Below are 18,613 nucleotides of genomic sequence, written 5' to 3'. Positions count from 1 at the left end.
CTGGGTTGGAAGGCATGGCCGTGGCCATGTCGACGCCGCGGACTCGGAGGGAGCCGGAGCGCAAGGACCAATCTAGGCGGGCGGCGCCGAATAGTAGCGCACGGGAGCGACCAATGCCGTCACCCGGGCGACCGGGCCGGCCTCGACGAGGGAGGCCGGCGCCGGTTGCGGAACCCGGGTTTACGGGGTCAGGTACTGGCTGCCGTCATAGGAGCCGACGAAGGTCCAATTGCTGTTGCTGACGCCGGTGGTGGGAAAGTAGCCGTAGTTCGCGTTCTTCAGCACGAAGTAGTCGCGCGTGGAGCGATAGGGTTGTCGTAGACATAGACGTCCCCCACCGTGCCGGTTCGGCTGTCGCTCCAGCTGTTCAGGCGGCTCTTGCGCTGCGCGGTCAATATCGCCAGATCGTAGGACTGGGTGGCGGACAGCGGGGCGCCGTTATAGCTGTCCAGGAACTGCCAGCCGGCGTTGCTGCCGCCTTCGGTCGGGAAATAGCCGTAGCTGGCGGTTTTCAGCTGGAAGTAGTCGCGGGTGTTGCGGTAGGGGTTGTCGTAGACGTAGACGTCGCCCGGCGTGCCCGCGCGGCTCTCGCTCCATTTTTGCAGCGCACCCTTGTTGTAGGCGGCCAGAATCATCGCGTCGTAGCCTTGCGCGCCGGGGCGGCGCAGCTGGATGGCGCTGCCCAGCGTCATCTGGGTGACGCCGTCGCTGACGGTGACGCGTATCGGCGCGTACGCGCCTTGCAGCGCCTGAGGGGGCGCGGTCAGCGTCGCCGTCGCGCCATTGCCGGGCGATCCGCCGAAACCGGTCGGCACCTGCCATTGGTAACGCAGGGTCTTGCCGCCGGCGTTGACGACCCGCGCCTCCACGTTGAACGTGCCGCCGGCGTTGACAGCGGCCGGCAGCGACACGCGTCCGGCCAGGCCCTGCTGTTCCAGCGGATAGCGATAGAGCAGGTTTTCGTCGCGGTTCAGCCAGATCGGCTGCGACAGGACGGGCAGGCTGTTCACGGTTTGCCGGGTGCTCAAGTTGGCCTTCAAGCCCCATTTGTCGAAGAACGGGGTCAGATTCTGACCTGCGACGCGGCTGGTTTCGATGATGAAGCGCTGGCGCTTGTCCTCGTCGCTGGCGGGCAGCTCGGCGAAGGGCATGCTGCGGTAGCGCTGTCCCAGCCGGCTGTAGAAGTCCTTGCCGAAAGCCAGGTCCAGCTGCCAGAACATCGCCGCGCGCACGAACAAGTCCGTTTGCGCCTCGTAAGACGGTTGAGCCTGGTTCAGGTGCTGGCGCACCAGGTCCCATTTGCCGCCGGTTTCCAGCCGCGAACGCTGGCCCAAGGCGCGCTGCACATAGAGCGAGGTCAGGTTCACCGTCACCTCGGTCTGGTCGTTCCAAGTCATCGCCGGCATCTGGTAGTGATGACCCAGCTCATGCCAGGGGCCCCAGCCGTCCTGCTGCAGCAATTTGGAGTTGGCCACCGAGCCGGCGCCGCCGACATTGGTGCCCAGCCAGTAATTGCTGGCCGACATATAGCCGCCGCTGCTGTCCGGCTTGGTGACGAACTGGTATTGGAACGGCGTCGCCGCGTGCGGGTAGGGGTTGCCGGCGGCCAGGCCGTATTGTTCCTCGGCCAGGGTGACGATGCGGTCCCACAGCGTCATGGCGGCGGCTGGATCGTCCACTTGCTGACGCAGGATGGGCAGCGGCATGGTCACGATCATGCGCTTGCCCACCAGCTCCGCGTAGGGCTCGGCCGACAGGCGGTTCAGCATGGCGTTCCAGTCCGCGCTGCTGTGCTGACCCAGCACGAAACGCGGTATTTCGCGGCCGCCGCTTTGCAGCGTGGCCACGATCTTGCCGCTGCCGGGCTGGCTGCGCGGCGCGAAATAGATCACGCCGTCGTTCTGCGCGGTGATCTGATTGAGGCCGGGGCGCAGCTGGACCACCTGATTGGACGGCATGGCGCTGTTGGCGTTGGCGATAGGCACCAGCCACAGCTCCGGGGCAGATTGGGCGGCGTGCCCTGATAGGCGATATTGACGCTCAGCGCTTCGCCCTTGCGGGCCCAATAGCCGGTGGACTGGGTGGGATGGGTGAGGAAGCCGCGGCGGTGCGCCAGCAGCCATTCCCCCGGATCGCCGCGCTGTTCCAGCGTCAGCTGGCGCGGCGCGTCGGCGAAGGCGGACAGAGAGGGCAGGCTGGCGGCCATCGCGGCGCCAAGCCACAGACAGGAACTGAGCTTAAATGCGTGCATATTTCTCTTATTCCATCAGGCCATGCCGGACTGCTGCGGGCGCAGGGCACGGCCTGTCCAGTTGCGGGTTGCGCCCTGGCTCCCGCCGGCATGAAGGGCGGGAGCCTACCCACTGGAGTCCGCTTCTTATTCCAAAGTTCTTATTTTATTCAGGTAAATATTTACTTGGGACTAACTGGATTTATTCAGCGCATTGACATTTTTAGTCGAGAATTCGGCTAAAAGCGGCTCATAAAAACCGCTTTCGCGGCTGAGGCCAATCGGCGCAACGCGGCATCAGCGCTTGGCTAGCGGCTTAAGAGCCGCTAACAAAACTCAGTTTTACGGCTGAGGCAAGTCGGCGCAACGCAGCATCAGGAGTTTTGTTAGCGGGTCTAAGCGCTACGCCGCGCTCAACGCACCACCAGCGCCTTCACCCGCCAGGCCAGCTTGGCGTCGATGTCGGCGGTTTGCAGTTCGCGGAAGTCGTTGAGCGGATACATCATCCACTGGCTGAAGCCCATCTCCTCCAGCGGCCGGCCATTGATGCGCAGCGCCAGGATGGGCTGATAGCGGCTTTGGTCGCCGGGCGGAATCACCACCTTGTACTGGTCTTCTGTGACCACTTCCACCGGCCGCCCGGTCGCGCCCACGGCGCGCAGAATGGCGGAGAGCGTGGGGCCGGTAAAGGCCGATTTCGGCGTCCAGGTGGTCTTGGTCTGGATGGTGCGCTGCTGCAGGCGCTCCAGATCGGCCTTGCTGAAGTGGTATTCGCCGGCGCGGGTCTGATTGGACACCTTGATCTGGCCGGTGACCACCAGCGCCGGCGGCGCGCCGGCCAGCGCTAGCGCGGCGCAGAACATGGACAGGAAGGCGGCAAGGGGCAGGACGGATCTCATGGGGATGGGCTCCTGAAGGCATGGGGGATGTCAGTGGAGATGACATTTTAACCATGGGAATCCATTGTCATGCTTGTTGCAAAGCAATGAAAACGAGCTCTTTGCGGGCTGGCCGTCTACATGAAGCGACGCGGTTTAAATTCTGATTTGGAAAATCATCATTCAATCCATTGGTGGTTTTGATTGGAATCGTCCCTCCAAATATTAATTGACTTGCCATTTGCATATTATTTTATGTTATGGTTTATTTGTATAAATATCCGTCGCCAAACTTGGATATTAATATATTTACTCTAGGATAACTGTCCAATAGGGCAGTCAATTCAATTCGCAAGCCTGTCTATAATCTCGCCCCTTCTGAGTACGCCGATGTCATTCTTCGGCGCTGCTTGATCACCGAAACAAATGCCGCGCAGTTCACTTTTCCGCGTCGTTTTTTATTGTCGGTTTTAAATGGTCCGTGTTTTTTATAGGGCCGCCATTAAATTACCTAGATATTTTATGAGTCAAAACTCAATTCAATCCCTGCTGCCTATTTCCCGGGGCCGGGCGTTAGGCTTTTGCCTATTGCTGGCCGCTTTTGAACTGCTGACGTATATCGGCAGCGATATGGTGATGCCGGCCATGTTGCAAGTCGTCGCGGACTTGAACGCCGACGCCCGCCACGTGCCCACCGCGCTCAACGCCTATCTGCTGGGCGGGGTGGCCCTGCAATGGCTGATTGGCCCATTGTCAGACCGTTACGGCCGCAAACCGCTGCTGGTGGCCGGCGCCGTCGGCTTCGCCCTGGCCTGTCTCGCCGCCGTCGGCAGCCGCGACATCGAGCTGTTCAATCTGCTGCGCTTCATCCAGGGCCTGTCGCTGGGCTTCGTGATGGTGGTCAGCTATCCGGCGCTGCAAGAAGCGTTTCCGGAAAAAGACGCGGTGCGCCTGATGGCCTTGCTGGCCAATATCGCGCTGCTGTCGCCGCTGGTCGGCCCGCTGCTGGGCAGCTTGTTGCTGGGCCTGCTGCCCTGGCGCGGCCTGTTCGCGCTGATCGGCGCGCTGGCGGCGCTGGTGGCCGTCGGCCTGTGGCGCTGGATGCCGGAAACCCTGGGCGCGGAGCGTCGCGACGGCAGCCGGCTGGCGGCAAGCCCGCTGCGCCTGGGCCGCAGCGCGCGCCAGTACGCGGCGCTGCTGCGCAACGCCCCCTTCATGCAGGGCAGCGTGGCGCTGGGCCTGCTGTCCATTCCGCTGGTGGGCTGGATCGGCCTGTCGCCCTTGCTGCTGATGCGCGGCCTGGGCCTGTCCGGCATTGAATACGGCCTGTGGCAGCTGCCGGTGTTCGGCGGCCTGATCGCCGGCAATCTGACCTTGAACCGGCTGGCGGCGCGCCTGGAGCTGGAGCGGGTGCTGCGGCTGGCGTTGCTGCCCTTGTTCGGCGGCCTGGCGGCGATGTTGGCGCTGACCTGGTCCAGCGGCGCGCTGCCGGCGCTGGCGGCGGGCCTGACGCTGTACGCCTTCGGCCTGGGCCTGGGCCACGCCACCCTGTACCGCTTCACCCTCTACGCCAGCGACAGCGGCAAGGGCGCGGTGGCGGCGATGCTGGGCATGATCTCCACCGCCTTGCTCGGCCTGGGTTGCAGCGCGCTGGCCTGGCTGGGCGCAGGCGCCGGCCTGCAAGCCTTCGCCGGCTGGGCCGCGCTGGGCGCCGGCCTGGCGGCCTGGCCGCTGTGGCGCTTGCTCAAGCAGCGCGCTTACGCGCTGCAAGCGGCTTGAATCCCCTTCCTCATTCCCGGAGCTCCACCATGCTGAACCATGTCGACGCGCTGTGCGCGCTGGAACATCCTTATCGCGCCGATGCCGACGGCGACCGCCTGTTCGACGCCGCCATGCGCGAGCTGAGCCATTACCACTGCGAACACACGCCCGGCTACCGCCATTGGCTGCAGGCCAACGGCCTGGACGCCGCCGCGCTGGACGGTCTGGACGATTGGTCGCGGCTGCCGCCGCTGTTCGCCAACTACTTCAAACGCCAATTGGTGGTGAGCGCCGCCGGCCAGGACGCGCTGGAGCTGACCTCCTCCGGCACCACCGGCCAGAAAAGCCGCATGCGTTACGACGCGCGCAGCCTGGGCGCGGCGCAAAGCATGGTGGACCGCATCTTCCGGCATTACGGCTGGGACACGCCGCAACAGCCGTGCAACTACCTGCTGCTCAGCTACGAGCCGGCCGGCGCCATCACCTTGGGCACCGCCTACACCGACCAATTCCTGTGCAAATACGCGCCGGTGAACCAGGCCTGTTACGCCTTGCGCCACAACGGCCACGGCAATGAGTTCGATCCCTTCGGCGTGATCCGCGCCTTGCAGGACTTCGCCGAACAAGGCCTGCCGGTGCGCATGCTGGGCTTCCCCGCCTTCCTGTGGTTCGCGCTGGAACGGATGCGGGAACTGGGCCTGCCACCGCTGCAACTGCACCCGGAATCGCTGGTGTTCCTGGGCGGCGGCTGGAAAACCCACGCCGACCGCGCCATCCCCAAGGCCGAGCTGTACCGGCGGCTGGGCGAGCAACTGGGCATTCCGGATGCGCGCTGCCGCGACGGCTACGGCGCGGTGGAGCACCCGGTGCCTTACGTGGAGTGCGAACGCCACCGCTTCCACCTGCCCAGCTACGCCCGCGCCGTGATCCGCGACACCGCCAGCCTGCGGCCGCAGCCTTACGGCGCCGCCGGCTTCCTCAACCTGCTGTCGCCCTACATCACCTCCAGCCCGGCCCACAGCATCGTGATGGGCGATCTGGCCGTGCTGCATCCGGCCGAGAGCTGCGGCTGCGGCCTGGCCACCGACTGGTTCGAACTGCTGGGCCGCGCCGGCACCAGCAAGAGCCGCAGCTGCGCGGTGGCCGCCTCCGAATTGATCAAGGAATCCTGATATGTATCTATTGAACGGAACACTGAACGCTGCCGCGGACGCCGCCGCCGCGCTGGCGCAATTGCAAGCCGGCCTGCCGGCCGCGCTGGCCCGGCCGCCGGCCTTGGACGCGGTGCTGGATTGCGCCGAGCGCTTCGCCGCCGCGCTGCCGGCACGGGCGGAGGCTCTGGGCCTGGATGCCGCCGCCGTCGACGCGCTGCAAGGCTTTTGCCGACGCGAGGCGCTGGAAGCCAAGGTCGGCCGCGAGCTGGGCGAACAGGCCTTCTCGCTGCGCCGCTTCGACTACCGTCAGCCGCGCTTCGAAAGCTGGCGGCCGCTGGGCCTGGTGGCCCACATCACCCCGGCCAACGCGCCGCTGCTGCCCTTCATGGCGGTACTGGAAAGCCTGCTGGCCGGCAACGTCAACTGGCTGCGCCCCAGCGGCAGCGACCAAGGCCGCAGCGCGCGGCTGCTGGCCGATTTTCTGAGCCACGACGCCGCCGGCGATCTGGCCGCCCACGTGGCGGTGCTGCCGCTGGCCACCGACCAACTGGCCGGCCTGCTGGCCCGCGCCGACGCGGTGTCCGCCTGGGGCGGCGACGCCGCGCTGGAAGCGATCCGCCGCCAAGTGCCGGCCGGCTGCCGCTGGATACCCTGGGGCCACCGCATCAGCTTCGCCTACCTGGACCCGGCCGCGGCGACGGAGGCCGATTACGACGCGCTGGCCGACGACGTCTGCCGTTTCGACCAGCAAGCCTGCTCCAGCCCGCAATGCCTGCTGGTGGACAGCGAGGACGAAGCCGTCTTGCGCGGCGCGGCCCAGGCCATGGCCGCCGCGCTGGCGCGGCGTGCGCCGGCCTGGCCGGCCTTGCAGCCGGACGTGCAGGAAGCCGCGGAAATCTCCAGCCAGCTGGCCATGCTGCGGCTGGACCAGTCTTTCGCCGGCGTGGCCGGCGCGGTGGAGCAGGGCGAGGGCTGGCGCGTGGCCTGGGCGCAGCGCCAGGAACTGGCGGCCTCGCCGCTGTTCCGCACCCTGCAACTGCGGCCGGCGCCGCGCGCGCGGCTGGTGGAGCTGCTGCTGCCCTGGCGCACCCATTTGCAAAGCTGCGGGCTGATCGCCGCGCCGGAACAGCTGCCGGCGCTCAGCCGCCTGCTGCTGGACGCCGGCGTCGGCCGGCTGTGCCCGGCGGGAGCGATGCACGACGGCTACGCCGGCGAGCCGCACGACGGCGTGTACGCGCTGAGCCGGCTGACGCGGCGGGTGTCGGTCAGCCTGCGCGACGGCCAACTGCCGGGCCATGCGACGCTGGACGCCTTGCCGCCGCCGCCGGCCGGCCTGGACGCGCTGCCGGTGATGGACAAAACGGCCTTCCAGCAAGCTGAAATGGGGCCGGCCGCCCAGCTGTTCTTCCGCAGCGGCGGCAGCAGCGGCGAACCCAAACTGGCCGGCTTCAGCTACCGCGACTACCACCGCCAGATGCAGGCGGCGGCGGACGGCCTGCTCGCCGCCGGCCTGGACCCGGCGCATGACCGGGTGATGAATCTGCTCTACGGCGGCAACCTCTACGGCGGCATGCTCAGCTTCTTCACCATTCTGGACAAGCTGGGCGTGCCGCAATACCCGATGGGCGGCCCGGTGGACGACGACTTCAGCCAGATCGCCCACTTCATCGTGTCCCAAGGCGTCAACACCCTGGTGGGGATGCCGGGCACCTTGCAGCGCCTGTTCGAATGCGAGGAAACCGCGCTGCGCGCCTACGGCGGCGTGCGCAAGCTGTTCTGCGGCGGCGAACACATCAGCGACGGCCAGCGCCAGTTCCTGGCCGGCTTTGGCGTGGAGCTGATCCGCTCCGCGATGTACGGATCGGTGGACGCCGGCCCGCTGGGCCACGCCTGCGGCCACGGCCGCGACGGCGAATTCCATCTATTGGCCGATATCCAGTGGCTGGAAATCCTGGAGCAGGACAGCGACCGTCCGGCCGCGCCCGGCGCCGTCGGCCGCCTGGCCTTCACCTCGCTGGCGCGGGAAGGCCAGAACGTGCGGCGTTACGACCTGGGCGATCTGGGCCGCTGGCTGCCCGGCCGCTGCGGCTGCGGTCTGCCGTCGCCGCGCTTCCAGCTCACCGGCCGCCACGGCGCGCTGCTGCGCGCCGGCACCATCTTCGTCAACCCGGAAGCGCTGTCCGCGCCGCTGGGCCTGGCTGTGCAATGGCTGGTGGACCACGCCGCCAGCGGCGGCGACCGCATCCGGGTGCTGGCCGACGGCGACGCCGCGCAGGTGCGCGCCCGCCTGCTGCAACACCCGATGCTGAACGAGGTGGTCAGCGGCGGCCTGCTGCAACTGGACGTCATCTCCACCCCGGCCGGCCAGTTCCAGCGCCATCCGCAAAGCGGCAAGACCCCGCTGGTGTTGGACCTGCGCCGCAACACGGAGCCGGCGCGATGAAGGCCGCCACGGAGGCCGGGCTGCGCCGGCTGGTGGAACACGCCCGCGCTCACTCGCCGTTTTTCACCGCGCTGTACCGCGAGCTGCCGGCGGACTGGACGCTGAGCGATCTGCCGCTGATCGAGCCGGCGGACTACTGGCGCCAATGCCAGCCGCTGGAAAACTGGCCGGTGCTGAGCGGCCCGCTGGCGGACGGCCATGTGTTCAAGACCGGCGGCTCCACCAGCGAGGGCAAGCTGTCGGTGTTCCGCCGCGACGAATGGCAGGCCTTCGTGCGCGCCTTCGGCCAGGGCCTGGGCCGGCAACTGCTGCCCGGCGACCGCGTCGCCAACCTGTTCTTCGCCGGCGATCTCTACACCAGCCTGCTGTTCATCCACGGCGCGCTGTCGCACTCGCCGGCGCCGGTGGTGGAGTTTCCCTTCACCTGCAATGTCGAGGACGCGGCGCTGGCCGACGCCATCGCCGCGCTGGACATCAATGTGCTGGCCGGCGTGCCGGTGCAACTGGTGCGCTTCGCCAGCTGGCTGCAACAGGTCGGCCGCGCGCTGCCCGGCGTGCGCTGCCTGCTTTACGGCGGCGAAAGCCTGTTCGCCGAGCAACTGGCCCTGCTGGGCCGAGCGTTTCCCAATGCCCGCATCGGCTCCATCGGCTGCGCCAGCGTGGACGCCGGCCTGATCGGCGCCGCCGGGCCGGATTGCGCCCAGGGCGAACACCGCGTGTTCGACGCCGACACCATCGTCGAAATCATCGACGAGGCCAGCGGCCTGCCGATCACGGAGCCGGACCGCAAAGGCCTGCTGGTGGTCAGCAATCTGCAACGGCGGCTGATGCCGGTGATCCGCTATCCCACCGGCGATCTGGCCTGCTGGCGCGAGCCGGCCGGGCGGCCGGAACGCAAGTTCGCGCTGCAAGGGCGCGCCAGCCGCGGCCACCGCGTGCGCGTCTGCACGCTGTCCTTGTTCCCGGACGAGCTGGACCCGCTGCTGCGGGGGCAGGACGGCGTGCTGGCCTGGCAGCTGCTGGTGGGCCGCCGCGACGGCGTCGACACCCTCAGCCTGCGGGTGGCCAGCGAATACGCGCCGGCCCCGGCGGCGGAGCCGCTGCGCGAACGGCTGCTGGCCGCGCAACCGGCCTTGGCCGAACTCTGCCGCCAGGGCCTGCTGCGGCTGGACGTCGCTTATTGCGCGCCGGAGGCCATGCTCACCCATCCGCGTTCCGGCAAGCTGATGCGCGTGGTGGACCAGCGCGCTTACGACGAGGTGGCGGCATGAGCATCGTCATCCGCGATTTCCAGGCGGACGACGCCGCCGGCGTTAGCGCCTTGTTCCGCGCCATCTACGGCGAACACTACGTCTATCCCGACGTGTATCTGCCGTCTATGATCCGCCGCCACAACGCCGCCGGCCGCTGGCATTCCGCCGTCGCCGTGAGCGGCGGCCGCGTGCTGGGCCACGCCGCGCTGTGGCGCGACCCGCATTGTCCGGGCAGCGCCGAGCTGGCGCTCAACGTGGTGCATCCGGACGCGCGCGGCCAGGGCCTGGCCACCGCGCTGGGCCGCCATCTGCGCGCCCAAGGTATTGCCCTGGGCCTGAGCATGCTCACCATCAAGCAAGTGTCGTCCCACGGCCAGAGCCAGCGCCTGGCCAAGACCCTGGGCTTCCACACCACCGGCCTGCTGCTGGACTACGTGGCCTCGCCGTTTGGCCAGCCGCAGCCGGAAAGCATCGTGCTGGGCTGCCTGCCGCTGCAAAGCCGGCCGATCCCGGCGCTGAACTGGCCGGCGGCGTGGCGGGAATGGCTGACGCCGCTGACCCGCGCCTTCGGCAGCGCGCCGCCGCCGGCGCAGGCTCCGGCCGGAGGACTCAGCATCGCCAGCCACGGCCGGCGGCTGGACGTGGGGCTGGAGGACGTCAGCGGCGGCCGGCTGCGGGAAGTGGCGGCGCTGCCGGCCGGGCGGCTGGTCTACGTCAGGCTGGCGCTGGGGCCGGACGCCCCGCGCGCGGCGGACGCCTTGCAACAGGCCGGCTTCGTCTGCGGCGGCCTGGTGCCCGGCCCGGACGGCAGCTGGCAGGCGCTGCTGCTGCGCGGACACGGCCGGCAGGAACTGGCGCTGAGCTGCCCCTTGGCCAATCGTCTGCATCAGTTGAGCCGGCAGGTGGCGGCGGCCGTTGCCGCCTGAGGCCCGTGCCTCCCCTGCGCCTTGACGGCCTCTGCCAGCCTGTTTAGGCTTGGTCCCGCGCTGCGCTCAATCACGCCGCGTCGGGCTGGCAAGCCTATAAATTACTAGACCGCAGACAAGTCGTGTCCGCCTTTGGCACTGCTACGTCTGCTGCCACGCCGTACCCATTCGGGACGGGCCGTGGCAGGGAGTCCTCTGGACTGCCGGTCGTTGGTCTAGTAAGCCGGTCTTGCCACCTTGTCATGTGCCTGTCCCAGCCTCGCCTGGGCAGGTTTCCAAAGCTGACATGGAGACCGTGATGACCTTTTCCACCTTTCCCCCCGCAATGCCCCCTCCCGCCTGTCCCCATCGCGCAGGAGAACGCCCGAGCCCGCCGCCGCGCCGGTGATGGAGCAACTGCGTTTCTGCGCTCAGCGCTTGCCCGCCGCCGCCGGCAATGTGCTGCTGCTGGGCGATCTGGGCCGCCAATTGAACGATTGCTATATCGAGCTGGACTCCGCCCTGCTGAGCGGGGTGATGGATATGCGCGCCGCCCACACCGGGCTGTTGGCGCTGCTGACCTTGCTGGAACGCCGCGACGAGCCCTTGCTGTTCAGCAGCGAGGAGGCGCTGGCCTTGCTGGAACCGATACAGCAGCGTTTGCAACGCGGTCTGGAACACGTCAACGACGTGCTGTGACGCTTGGACAGGGAGGGCATGGCTATGATGAAGCTGCTGATCCAACACAATGAGGCGCTCAAAGGCGCGGCGCGTTTAATCGTTGATTACGAGATGCGCCTGGGAGTGATTGCGCTGAAGGACAGCAACCCGCTCCATCCGGACAACACCGCGGCCGTTCAGCGGCAGATCAAGCGGGCGCTGGCGGACTTTTATTATTGGAGCCGATGGCAGGGCAAGCACGAGCCGGCCCGCGCCGCCTTATTGGCGATGTGGGCGTCCGGGAAATGGAGCAGCCGCGATCTCTGCGCGCGGCAATGTTATCTCTTGGCGGGCTTCCGCAACGTAACTACCGCCCGTCTGGCGCTGGTGGGCGCGCCGATACCGGACCCTGACGCCGTCCAAAGGGCGGGGCCTTAGAAGCGGTTCAACCATCCCGCTGAAGCGCAGCGGACTTTGAACAGGCTCTGAGGCCTGCGCTGGGTGACGATCTGGGGGATTCGATGGCGGCCAAAGCCCGGCGTCAGCGGCTTGCGCTTGAGTTTTATCGGCAAAGCCGGGATGGCCGTTCCATGATGAAGGGCGTGAACTTCAAACGCGCAAGCGTTGAAAGTTATTGGTGTAAAATGAATTAATAAAGCCAATCAATTCCACTTCGTCATGAATATCTCCCTTCGCCACCTGCGCGCCTTTTCGGCCGTTGCCGAAGCCGAAAGCTTCACCGCCGCGGCCCGCCAGCTGTTTCTGACGCAATCCACGCTGACCAAGACCATACGCGAGCTGGAGCAGGAGATCGGGCTGACGCTGTTTGAGCGCACCACCCGCAAAGTGGCGCTCACCACGCAGGGCAACGCCTTCCTGCCGGTGGCCCGCCGGCTGCTGAACGACTTTGAACTGCTGCTGTCCGATCTGCGCGAAAAATCCGCCGGCAGCAGCGGCAGCGTCTACGTGGCCAGCGGCATGGCTTTTGCGTCCAGCGTGCTGCCGGAGGTGCTCAAACGGCTGAGAAGAGATTACCCGTGCATCCATGTGCGTCTGCTGGACGACACCAGCGGCGGCGTGGTGCGCCGCATCGAATCGGGCGAGGTGGACATCGGCATCGGCTCCTATGTGGGCGCGGCCGGGGACAAGCTGGACAAGCGCCAGCTGCTGTCCGCCCGGCTGGGGCTGATGTTTCCGCCGGGCTTCGAGCCGCCGGCTGGGCCGCTCAACTGCCAATCCCTGCGGCAATGGCCCTTGCTGCAGGACGAAAGCGACACCAGCATCATGTCCGCGCTGGAGCGCAGCCATCCCGAGCTCTGGCAGCAGGTAGCCAGCAAGATCACCGTTACCAATCTGGACATGCAGTTCTGCCTGATCCGCGCCGGGGTGGGCGCTTGCGTGCTGTCCGCGCTGGCGGCCTCCCATCCGTCGGCGCGGGATCTGCCTTACCGCTTGTTTGAGTCGGCCGAGCTACAGCGGGACGTCCACGTGTTCACCCGGCGCGGCGTGCCGCTGTCGCCGGCCGCCTTCACCTTTTTGCAGGTGCTGGACGAGGTGTTGCCGACGATAGCCTTCCACTCCGGGGTGACGCTGGCGGCCTAACGGCGGCGCGGTAGGGTAGGGCTTACTTGCCGATGCAGAAGCGGCTGAAGATCACGCCCAGCAGATCGTCGGCGCTGAATTCGCCGGTGATCTCGGACAGCGCGTTTTGCGCCATGCGCAATTCCTCGGCGAAGATTTCCACTTGCTCCCAGTCCGCGTGCGCCAGTTCCAGGTGTTCGGCGGCGCGGCGGATGGCGTCCAGGTGGCGCTGGCGCGCCAGGAACACGCCTTCGCCGCCGCCGCTGTAGCCTATCATCTCCAGCAGCTTGGCCTTGAGCAGCTCCACGCCGGCGTGGGTGCGCGCGGACAGGCGCACCAGCGGGTGGCCGTCTTCATCGGCCAGGCCCGGCGCTTCGCCGGACAGGTCCACCTTGTTGAACACGTGCACACGCGGCAGCGCCGCCGGCAGCCGTTGCAGAATGGCCTGCACCTCGCCGGTGAGGCCGTCGCGGCTGTCCGCCAGCACCAGGGCCAGGTCCGCGCGCTCCACCGCCTGCCAGGTGCGTTCTATGCCTATCTTCTCCACCACGTCGTCGGTGTCGCGCAGGCCGGCGGTGTCGATGATGTGCACCGGCACGCCGTCGATGACGATCTCCTCGCGCACGGTGTCGCGGGTGGTGCCGGCGATGTCGGTCACGATGGCGATGTCGTCGCCGGCCAGCGCGTTCATCAGGCTGGATTTGCCGACATTGGGCTGGCCCACCAGCACCACGTGCATGCCCTCGCGCAGGATGGCGCCCTGCTTGGCGGTGGCCTGCACCTGCACCAGCCGGCCGCGCAGCCGTTCAAGCTTGCCCAGCGCGTCCGCCTGTTTGAGGAAGTCGATCTCCTCCTCCGGGAAGTCCAGCGTCGCCTCCACCAGCATGCGCAGGGTGATCAGCTCGTCCACCAGCACGTGGATTTCCTTGGAGAAGGCGCCCTTCAGCGATTTGAGCGCGCTCTTGGCCGCGGTTTCGCTGCTGGCGTCGATCAAGTCCGCCACGCTTTCCGCCTGGGCCAGGTCCAGCTTGTCGTTGAGGAAGGCGCGCTTGGTGAATTCGCCCGGCTCCGCCAGCCGCGCGCCCAGCTCCACGCAGCGCGCCAGCAGCATTTTCAGCACCACCGGCCCGCCGTGGCCTTGCAGTTCGATCACGTCCTCGCCGGTGAAGCTGTTGGGGCCGGGGAAGTAGAGCAGCAGGCCGTTGTCCAGTGGCTGGCCGTGGGCGTCGACGAAGTCGGTGTACAGCGCATAGCGCGGCTTGGGCGTTTTGCCGCCGCTGACGGCGGTGGCGAAGGGCAGCAAATCCTTGCCGGACACGCGGATCACGCCAACGCCGCCGCGGCCGGGAGCGGTGGCGATGGCGCAGATGGTGGCGGGGGTGTAGCTAAGGCTCATGGGCATTCCTTGGAATCTGGGCCGCGGCCCCGCGCGGCGGGGCGTCGTGGCGAGTACGCTTCAATTATCCAGCAAAAAACCCGGCCATGCGGCCGGGTTTGGGGTTCAGAGCGCGCCGGGCAATCAGGATTGCAGCGCGGCCTTGCTTTTCTTCTCTATGCTCTTGTTGATCTGCCACTGCTGGGCCATCGACAAGATGTTGTTGACCACGTAGTACAGCACCAGGCCGGACGGGAAGAAGAAGAACATCACCGAGAAGGCCACCGGCATGATCTTCATCATCTTGGCCTGCATCGGGTCCGCCGGCGGCGGGTTCAGGAAGGTCTGCAGGAACATGGTGGCCGCCATGATCACCGGCAGCACATAGAACGGGTCCGGGCGGGCCAAGTCGGTGTACCACAGGATCCACGGCGCCTGGCGCAGCTCAACCGAAGCCAGCAGCGCCCAGTACAGGCCGATGAACACCGGGATCTGGATCAGCATGGGCAGGCAGCCGCCCAGCGGATTCACCTTCTCGGACTTGTACATCTCCATCACCGCCTGCTGGAACTTCATGCGGTCGTCGCCGTACTGCTCCTTCATGCGCTCAAGACGCGGCGCCAGCGCCTTCATCTTGGCCATGGAGCGGTAGGACGCGGCGGTCAGCGGGTAGAAGATGGCCTTGACGGTCAGGGTCAGCAGCACAATGGCCCAGCCCCAGTTCTGCACCAGCAGGTGCAGCTTGGTCAGCAGCCAGAACAGCGGGGAGGCGAAGATGTGGAAGATGCCGAAGTCCTTGGCGTATTCCATGCCGTCCGCCAGCTTGCTGATCACATCGTACTCTTCCGGGCCGGCGAACAGCGGCACGGACACGCTCAGGCTCTGGCCCGGGGCGATGGTGGCGTAATCCACCAGCGCGGCGGCGGAGTTCAGGCCGTTGCTCTGCTTCAGCTCAAAGCGGCAGGACTTGTCGTCCTTGCACACGCTGGCGCCGTCCAGCGGCTTCAGAATCCACGCGGACATGAAGTAGTGCTGGATCATCGCCACCCAGCCGTCACTGCCGGTCTTGGCGTAATCGCCCTTGCCCTTGGCCAGATCGTCGAAGCTCACCTTCTGGAATTTGTTTTCCGAGGTGTACACCGCCGGGCCGGTGAAGGTGTGGGCCAGGCGGCCTTCGCCTTCCGGCGTTTGGCTGTCGCGCAGCAGGCGGTAGTAAGCGGTGGCGGCCAGCGGGGCGGCGCCGCCGTTGGCGATGTCGTAACGCACGCCGATCTTGTAGCTGCCCTTGGTGAAGGTGTAGATCTTGCTTACCTTCACGCCATTGGCTTCCGGCGCGGTCAGCTTCACTTCCAGCTTGTCGCCGGAGAGCTCGTAGCTGGTTTTTTCCGCGGTGAACACGGTTTTGTGGGTGGGCAGCGCCGGGTTGCTGGCGGCCACCAGGCCGGTTTGCGCCACATAGACGCGGCCGTTCCGGTCCGTCAGCAGATCAAGCGGCTTTTTGCTGTCCACGGCGGAATCGTGCTTCAACAGCGTCAGCTGGCGCAGATCGCCGCCCACGGTGTCGATTTCCGCTTTCAGCACATCGGTGTTCACCGTGATGCGCTGGCCGGAAGTCAGCTTGTTGGAATCCACCGGCTGGGCGTTGTGGGACGCGCTGTTGGCGGCCTGCTGCTGCGTGGCGGCCTGTTTTTGCGCGGCCACCTGCTGCGGCGTCGGCTTGGGCGCGAAAAACTCCTGCCAACCTAGCAGGATGCCCAGGGACAGCATGATGAAGATTATGAGGCGCTTGGAATCCATCTCTCGATACCGGATTTAAGTTCAGGGAACTGGGTCGTAGCCGCTGCCGCCCCAGGGGTGGCAACGTCCGATGCGTCTGGCGGCCAGCCAGCCGCCCTTGAGTGCGCCGTGCTTTTTCATGGCCTCGATCGCGTAGCTGGAACAGGTGGGCTGGAAGCGGCAACGCGGTGCCAGCCACGGGCTGATAGCCAGCTGGTAAAAACGGATCAGGAGGATGAAGAGGCGCGACATCGTGCCAGTTTAGCAAACAGAGAAGACAAAGCCGTGATCACTTCAGTTCGCTCGGCGCGCGTAAAAGGCACCTTGGCGCGGACCACGAAGTCCATGTCCGGCAGCGTTTGCCGGTTCAGGCGGAACCACTCGCGCACCGTGCGCTTGATGTAATTGCGGCGCACGGCCCGCTTGTGGACCTTGCGGCCCACCACCAGGCCCAGCCGCGCGTGCCCCAATTCATTGGGCCGGGCCGATACCTGGAACGTGGCGTTGCTGCGCGACATCCGCAAACTAAAAACGGATGAGAACTCATCCGTTTTTAATAGCCGGTGCGCACGGCGAAAGCGGTAAGCCGACAAAGGCTTATACGGCCAGACGCTTGCGGCCTTTGGAACGACGGGCTGCGATCACTGCGCGGCCGCCGCGGGTCTTCATGCGGACCAGAAAGCCGTGGGTGCGTTTACGACGGGTATTGGAGGGCTGGTAAGTACGCTTCATGATTGGAATTCCTGTTTCGAAACGGAAATAAACGCGTGATTTGACAGGATAAACGCCGGTTTGTCAATGAGGAATTTTCTAAGCACCTGTGGATAACTTTGAGAAAAACCGTTAGAATGCCAAGGCTTACCGTTCCGAGTCCGCTGCGCAATTATTGAACGCGCGCCGGGGCGGAACGCCAACCCAGAGAAGCACTGCCAAAATTCAGCCCCACCCACTGGAGCAACGCGCGCCCGCGCAAGCGCGGCGCGTGCCGGATCCAGGAATTTTGCCAGCGGTTCTCGGGGGCCGCCCCGTCCATGCCTGGCCCGCCTTGCGGCCCGGCGATGCGCGGAACGCGGCCCTTGAATCATGCCGAACACACGTCGTCCGCCCCAAGCGCGGGGCGCGGCGGCTTCTCCCGCCGCTTGGCCTTAAAGCCGACAGCGGGTTTTTCGCTTTTACTTGCGTATATGTAATGACCGAACTGGATCAATTTTGGCCTGGCTGCCTGGCCCGCCTGGAGGCCGAACTGTCTTCGCAACAGTTCAATACCTGGATCAAGCCGCTATCGGCCGAAACCACGGAAGAGGGCATCGCGCTGTTTGCGCCCAACCGCTTCATCATGCAGTTCATCAAGGACCGCTTCCTGGCGCGCATTGAAGAACTGGCGGTGGAGCTGGTGGGCGAATGCCTGGTGGAACTGCGCCTGGGCGCGCCCGCCGGCCGTCCGGCCGCCGCGCCCGCGGTGATGCCGGCCAAAGCCAAGCCCGCGCCCAGCGTGCCGACGCCCAGCGCGCCGTCCCAGGCCAAGCAGGCCGCGGTCAAAGCCATTGGCGGCAGCCACGAAAGCACCCGGCTCAACCCCTCGTTCACCTTCGACACCCTGGTGACCGGTAAGGGCAACCAGCTGGCGCGCGCCGCGGCCATGCAGATTGCGGAAAACCCGGGCGACCAAGCCTACAACCCGCTATTTGTTTACGGCGGCGTGGGCCTGGGTAAGACCCACTTGATCCAGGCCATCGGCAACCACGTGTTCCAAAAGAACCCGCAAGCCAAGATCCGCTACATCCACGCCGAACGCTATGTGGCCGACATCATGCGCGCCTACCAGCACAAGGCCTTTGACGAATTCAAGCGCTACTACCACTCGCTGGACCTGCTGCTGATCGACGATATTCAGTTCTTCGCCGGCAAGAACCGCACCCAGGAAGAATTCTTCTACGCCTTCAACGCGCTGATCGAGGGCGGCAAGCAGGTGATCATGACCTGCGACAGCTACCCCAAGCAGATAGAAGGCATGGAAGAGCGGCTGATCTCCCGCTTCTCCTGGGGCCTGACCGTGGAAATCCAGCCGCCGGAGCTGGAAATGCGCGTGGCCATTCTGATGAAAAAGGCCGAGGCCGACAGCATCAAGCTGGACCACAACGTGGCCTTCTTCATTGCCCAGAACGTGCGCTCCAACGTGCGCGAACTGGAAGGCGCGCTCAAACGCGTGGTGGCTTACGCCCGCTTCACCAATCAGAACATCTCGCTGGAACTGGTCAAGGAAGCGCTCAAGGACATCCTGGCCGCCGGCAACCGCCAAGTGACCGTGGACGCCATCCAGAAAACCGTGGCCGAGTACTACAAGATCAAGCTGTCCGACATGCACAGCAAAAAGCGCAGCCGCGACATCGCCCGGCCGCGCCAGGTGGCGATGGCGCTGGCCAAGGAACTGACCCAGCTGTCCCTGCCCAATATCGGCGACGCCTTTGGCGGCCGCGACCACACCACCGTGCTGCACGCGTGCAAGACCATTGCCGAAATGCGCGGCAACGACGCCGATATCGCTCACGATTACGACACGCTGCTGGCCATGCTGCGTAACTAAGACCATGAAGCCT

Annotated in this window: 17 protein-coding genes; 9 read left to right on the top strand and 8 right to left on the bottom strand. The window is 66.1% G+C overall.

All coding sequences use genetic code 11. The features are described from left to right. Nucleotides 1–278: 278 nt before the first annotated feature. The 3 genes from HQN78_RS18165 to HQN78_RS18155 all read right to left on the bottom strand — a co-directional run bounded on the left by HQN78_RS18165 (nucleotide 279) and on the right by HQN78_RS18155 (nucleotide 3,129). Nucleotides 279–1,985 (bottom strand): M60 family metallopeptidase, encoded by a 1,707-nt coding sequence (locus HQN78_RS18165; RefSeq protein ID WP_235085403.1) that lies wholly within the window; start codon nucleotides 1,983–1,985, stop codon nucleotides 279–281. Beyond that, nucleotides 1,889–2,251, bottom strand: a complete 363-nt coding sequence (locus HQN78_RS18160; RefSeq protein WP_235085400.1) for a hypothetical protein — start codon at nucleotides 2,249–2,251, stop codon at nucleotides 1,889–1,891. The genes HQN78_RS18165 and HQN78_RS18160 overlap by 97 nt, the downstream gene beginning before the upstream one ends. Before the next feature lie 392 nt (nucleotides 2,252–2,643). Beyond that, on the bottom strand, nucleotides 2,644–3,129 hold the full coding sequence (locus HQN78_RS18155; protein ID WP_235085398.1) for a hypothetical protein: 486 nt from the start codon (nucleotides 3,127–3,129) through the stop codon (nucleotides 2,644–2,646). Between the two features lie 567 nt (nucleotides 3,130–3,696). Here HQN78_RS18155 and HQN78_RS18150 point away from each other — a divergent pair. The 8 genes from HQN78_RS18150 (at nucleotide 3,697) to HQN78_RS18115 (ending at nucleotide 12,886) form a co-directional block, all read left to right on the top strand. Further along, nucleotides 3,697–4,887, top strand: a complete 1,191-nt coding sequence (locus tag HQN78_RS18150; RefSeq protein WP_235085396.1) for an MFS transporter — start codon at nucleotides 3,697–3,699, stop codon at nucleotides 4,885–4,887. A 29-nt stretch (nucleotides 4,888–4,916) separates the two neighbouring features. Then, nucleotides 4,917–6,041, top strand: coding sequence for an acyl-protein synthase (locus HQN78_RS18145; RefSeq protein ID WP_227106058.1), 1,125 nt, complete (start codon nucleotides 4,917–4,919; stop codon nucleotides 6,039–6,041). Between the two features lies 1 nt (nucleotide 6,042). Then, nucleotides 6,043–8,466, top strand: coding sequence for an acyl-CoA reductase (locus tag HQN78_RS18140; protein ID WP_235085394.1), 2,424 nt, complete (start codon nucleotides 6,043–6,045; stop codon nucleotides 8,464–8,466). Further along, nucleotides 8,463–9,737: a phenylacetate--CoA ligase family protein gene (locus HQN78_RS18135; protein ID WP_235085391.1), complete on the top strand. Its 1,275-nt coding sequence runs from the start codon at nucleotides 8,463–8,465 to the stop codon at nucleotides 9,735–9,737. The genes HQN78_RS18140 and HQN78_RS18135 overlap by 4 nt, the downstream gene beginning before the upstream one ends. Further along, a complete protein-coding gene (locus tag HQN78_RS18130; protein WP_235085389.1) occupies nucleotides 9,734–10,645 on the top strand; it encodes a GNAT family N-acetyltransferase in 912 nt (303 codons plus the stop codon). Before HQN78_RS18135 ends, HQN78_RS18130 begins: the two co-directional genes overlap by 4 nt. A gap of 387 nt (nucleotides 10,646–11,032) precedes the next feature. After that, nucleotides 11,033–11,323 carry a hypothetical protein gene (locus HQN78_RS18125; protein WP_235085387.1) on the top strand — a complete coding sequence of 97 codons (291 nt, stop codon included), beginning with the start codon at nucleotides 11,033–11,035 and terminating at the stop codon, nucleotides 11,321–11,323. 24 nt (nucleotides 11,324–11,347) lie between these two features. Beyond that, entirely contained in the window at nucleotides 11,348–11,722 is a 375-nt protein-coding gene (locus HQN78_RS18120; RefSeq protein WP_235085385.1) for a hypothetical protein, read from the top strand. A 240-nt stretch (nucleotides 11,723–11,962) separates the two neighbouring features. Next, nucleotides 11,963–12,886 (top strand): LysR family transcriptional regulator, encoded by a 924-nt coding sequence (locus tag HQN78_RS18115; protein WP_235085382.1) that lies wholly within the window; start codon nucleotides 11,963–11,965, stop codon nucleotides 12,884–12,886. A 22-nt stretch (nucleotides 12,887–12,908) separates the two neighbouring features. On the opposite strand, the gene mnmE is transcribed toward HQN78_RS18115, so the two are convergent. The 5 genes from mnmE to rpmH form a co-directional block, all read right to left on the bottom strand. Continuing rightward, nucleotides 12,909–14,261, bottom strand: coding sequence for a tRNA uridine-5-carboxymethylaminomethyl(34) synthesis GTPase MnmE (gene mnmE / locus HQN78_RS18110; protein WP_235085379.1), 1,353 nt, complete (start codon nucleotides 14,259–14,261; stop codon nucleotides 12,909–12,911). A 123-nt stretch (nucleotides 14,262–14,384) separates the two neighbouring features. After that, nucleotides 14,385–16,037 carry a membrane protein insertase YidC gene (gene yidC, locus HQN78_RS18105; RefSeq protein ID WP_227106074.1) on the bottom strand — a complete coding sequence of 551 codons (1,653 nt, stop codon included), beginning with the start codon at nucleotides 16,035–16,037 and terminating at the stop codon, nucleotides 14,385–14,387. Between the two features lie 21 nt (nucleotides 16,038–16,058). Continuing rightward, nucleotides 16,059–16,268: a membrane protein insertion efficiency factor YidD gene (gene yidD / locus HQN78_RS18100; protein ID WP_107801093.1), complete on the bottom strand. Its 210-nt coding sequence runs from the start codon at nucleotides 16,266–16,268 to the stop codon at nucleotides 16,059–16,061. Continuing rightward, complete coding sequence (rnpA, locus tag HQN78_RS18095) at nucleotides 16,244–16,609, bottom strand: ribonuclease P protein component (RefSeq protein ID WP_039753648.1); 366 nt, start codon at nucleotides 16,607–16,609, stop codon at nucleotides 16,244–16,246. The genes yidD and rnpA overlap by 25 nt, the downstream gene beginning before the upstream one ends. Nucleotides 16,610–16,613: 4 nt before the next feature. Next, complete coding sequence (gene rpmH, locus HQN78_RS18090; RefSeq protein ID WP_048408088.1) at nucleotides 16,614–16,748, bottom strand: 50S ribosomal protein L34; 135 nt, start codon at nucleotides 16,746–16,748, stop codon at nucleotides 16,614–16,616. A 457-nt stretch (nucleotides 16,749–17,205) separates the two neighbouring features. On the opposite strand from rpmH, the gene dnaA reads away from it, so the two are divergent. Next, complete coding sequence (gene dnaA, locus HQN78_RS18085) at nucleotides 17,206–18,600, top strand: chromosomal replication initiator protein DnaA (RefSeq protein WP_107801092.1); 1,395 nt, start codon at nucleotides 17,206–17,208, stop codon at nucleotides 18,598–18,600. Nucleotides 18,601–18,613 lie beyond the last annotated feature (13 nt).

The sequence above is a fragment of the Chromobacterium sp. Beijing genome (assembly GCF_021496765.1).
Taxonomy (GTDB): Bacteria; Pseudomonadota; Gammaproteobacteria; order Burkholderiales; family Chromobacteriaceae; genus Chromobacterium.
This window is presented reverse-complemented; position numbering and strand designations above follow the sequence as displayed.

Coding starts and splice junctions, on each gene's coding strand:
- HQN78_RS18155 (WP_235085398.1), bottom strand. CDS start 3,129: ATGAGATCCGTCCTGCCCCTTGCCGCCTTCCTGTCCATGTTCTGCGCC.
- HQN78_RS18130 (WP_235085389.1), top strand. CDS start 9,734: ATGAGCATCGTCATCCGCGATTTCCAGGCGGACGACGCCGCCGGCGTT.
- yidC (WP_227106074.1), bottom strand. CDS start 16,037: ATGGATTCCAAGCGCCTCATAATCTTCATCATGCTGTCCCTGGGCATC.
- yidD (WP_107801093.1), bottom strand. CDS start 16,268: ATGTCGCGCCTCTTCATCCTCCTGATCCGTTTTTACCAGCTGGCTATC.
- HQN78_RS18135 (WP_235085391.1), top strand. CDS start 8,463: ATGAAGGCCGCCACGGAGGCCGGGCTGCGCCGGCTGGTGGAACACGCC.
- rpmH (WP_048408088.1), bottom strand. CDS start 16,748: ATGAAGCGTACTTACCAGCCCTCCAATACCCGTCGTAAACGCACCCAC.
- HQN78_RS18120 (WP_235085385.1), top strand. CDS start 11,348: ATGATGAAGCTGCTGATCCAACACAATGAGGCGCTCAAAGGCGCGGCG.
- HQN78_RS18140 (WP_235085394.1), top strand. CDS start 6,043: ATGTATCTATTGAACGGAACACTGAACGCTGCCGCGGACGCCGCCGCC.
- HQN78_RS18145 (WP_227106058.1), top strand. CDS start 4,917: ATGCTGAACCATGTCGACGCGCTGTGCGCGCTGGAACATCCTTATCGC.
- mnmE (WP_235085379.1), bottom strand. CDS start 14,261: ATGAGCCTTAGCTACACCCCCGCCACCATCTGCGCCATCGCCACCGCT.
- HQN78_RS18160 (WP_235085400.1), bottom strand. CDS start 2,251: ATGCACGCATTTAAGCTCAGTTCCTGTCTGTGGCTTGGCGCCGCGATG.
- HQN78_RS18115 (WP_235085382.1), top strand. CDS start 11,963: ATGAATATCTCCCTTCGCCACCTGCGCGCCTTTTCGGCCGTTGCCGAA.
- HQN78_RS18125 (WP_235085387.1), top strand. CDS start 11,033: ATGGAGCAACTGCGTTTCTGCGCTCAGCGCTTGCCCGCCGCCGCCGGC.
- dnaA (WP_107801092.1), top strand. CDS start 17,206: ATGACCGAACTGGATCAATTTTGGCCTGGCTGCCTGGCCCGCCTGGAG.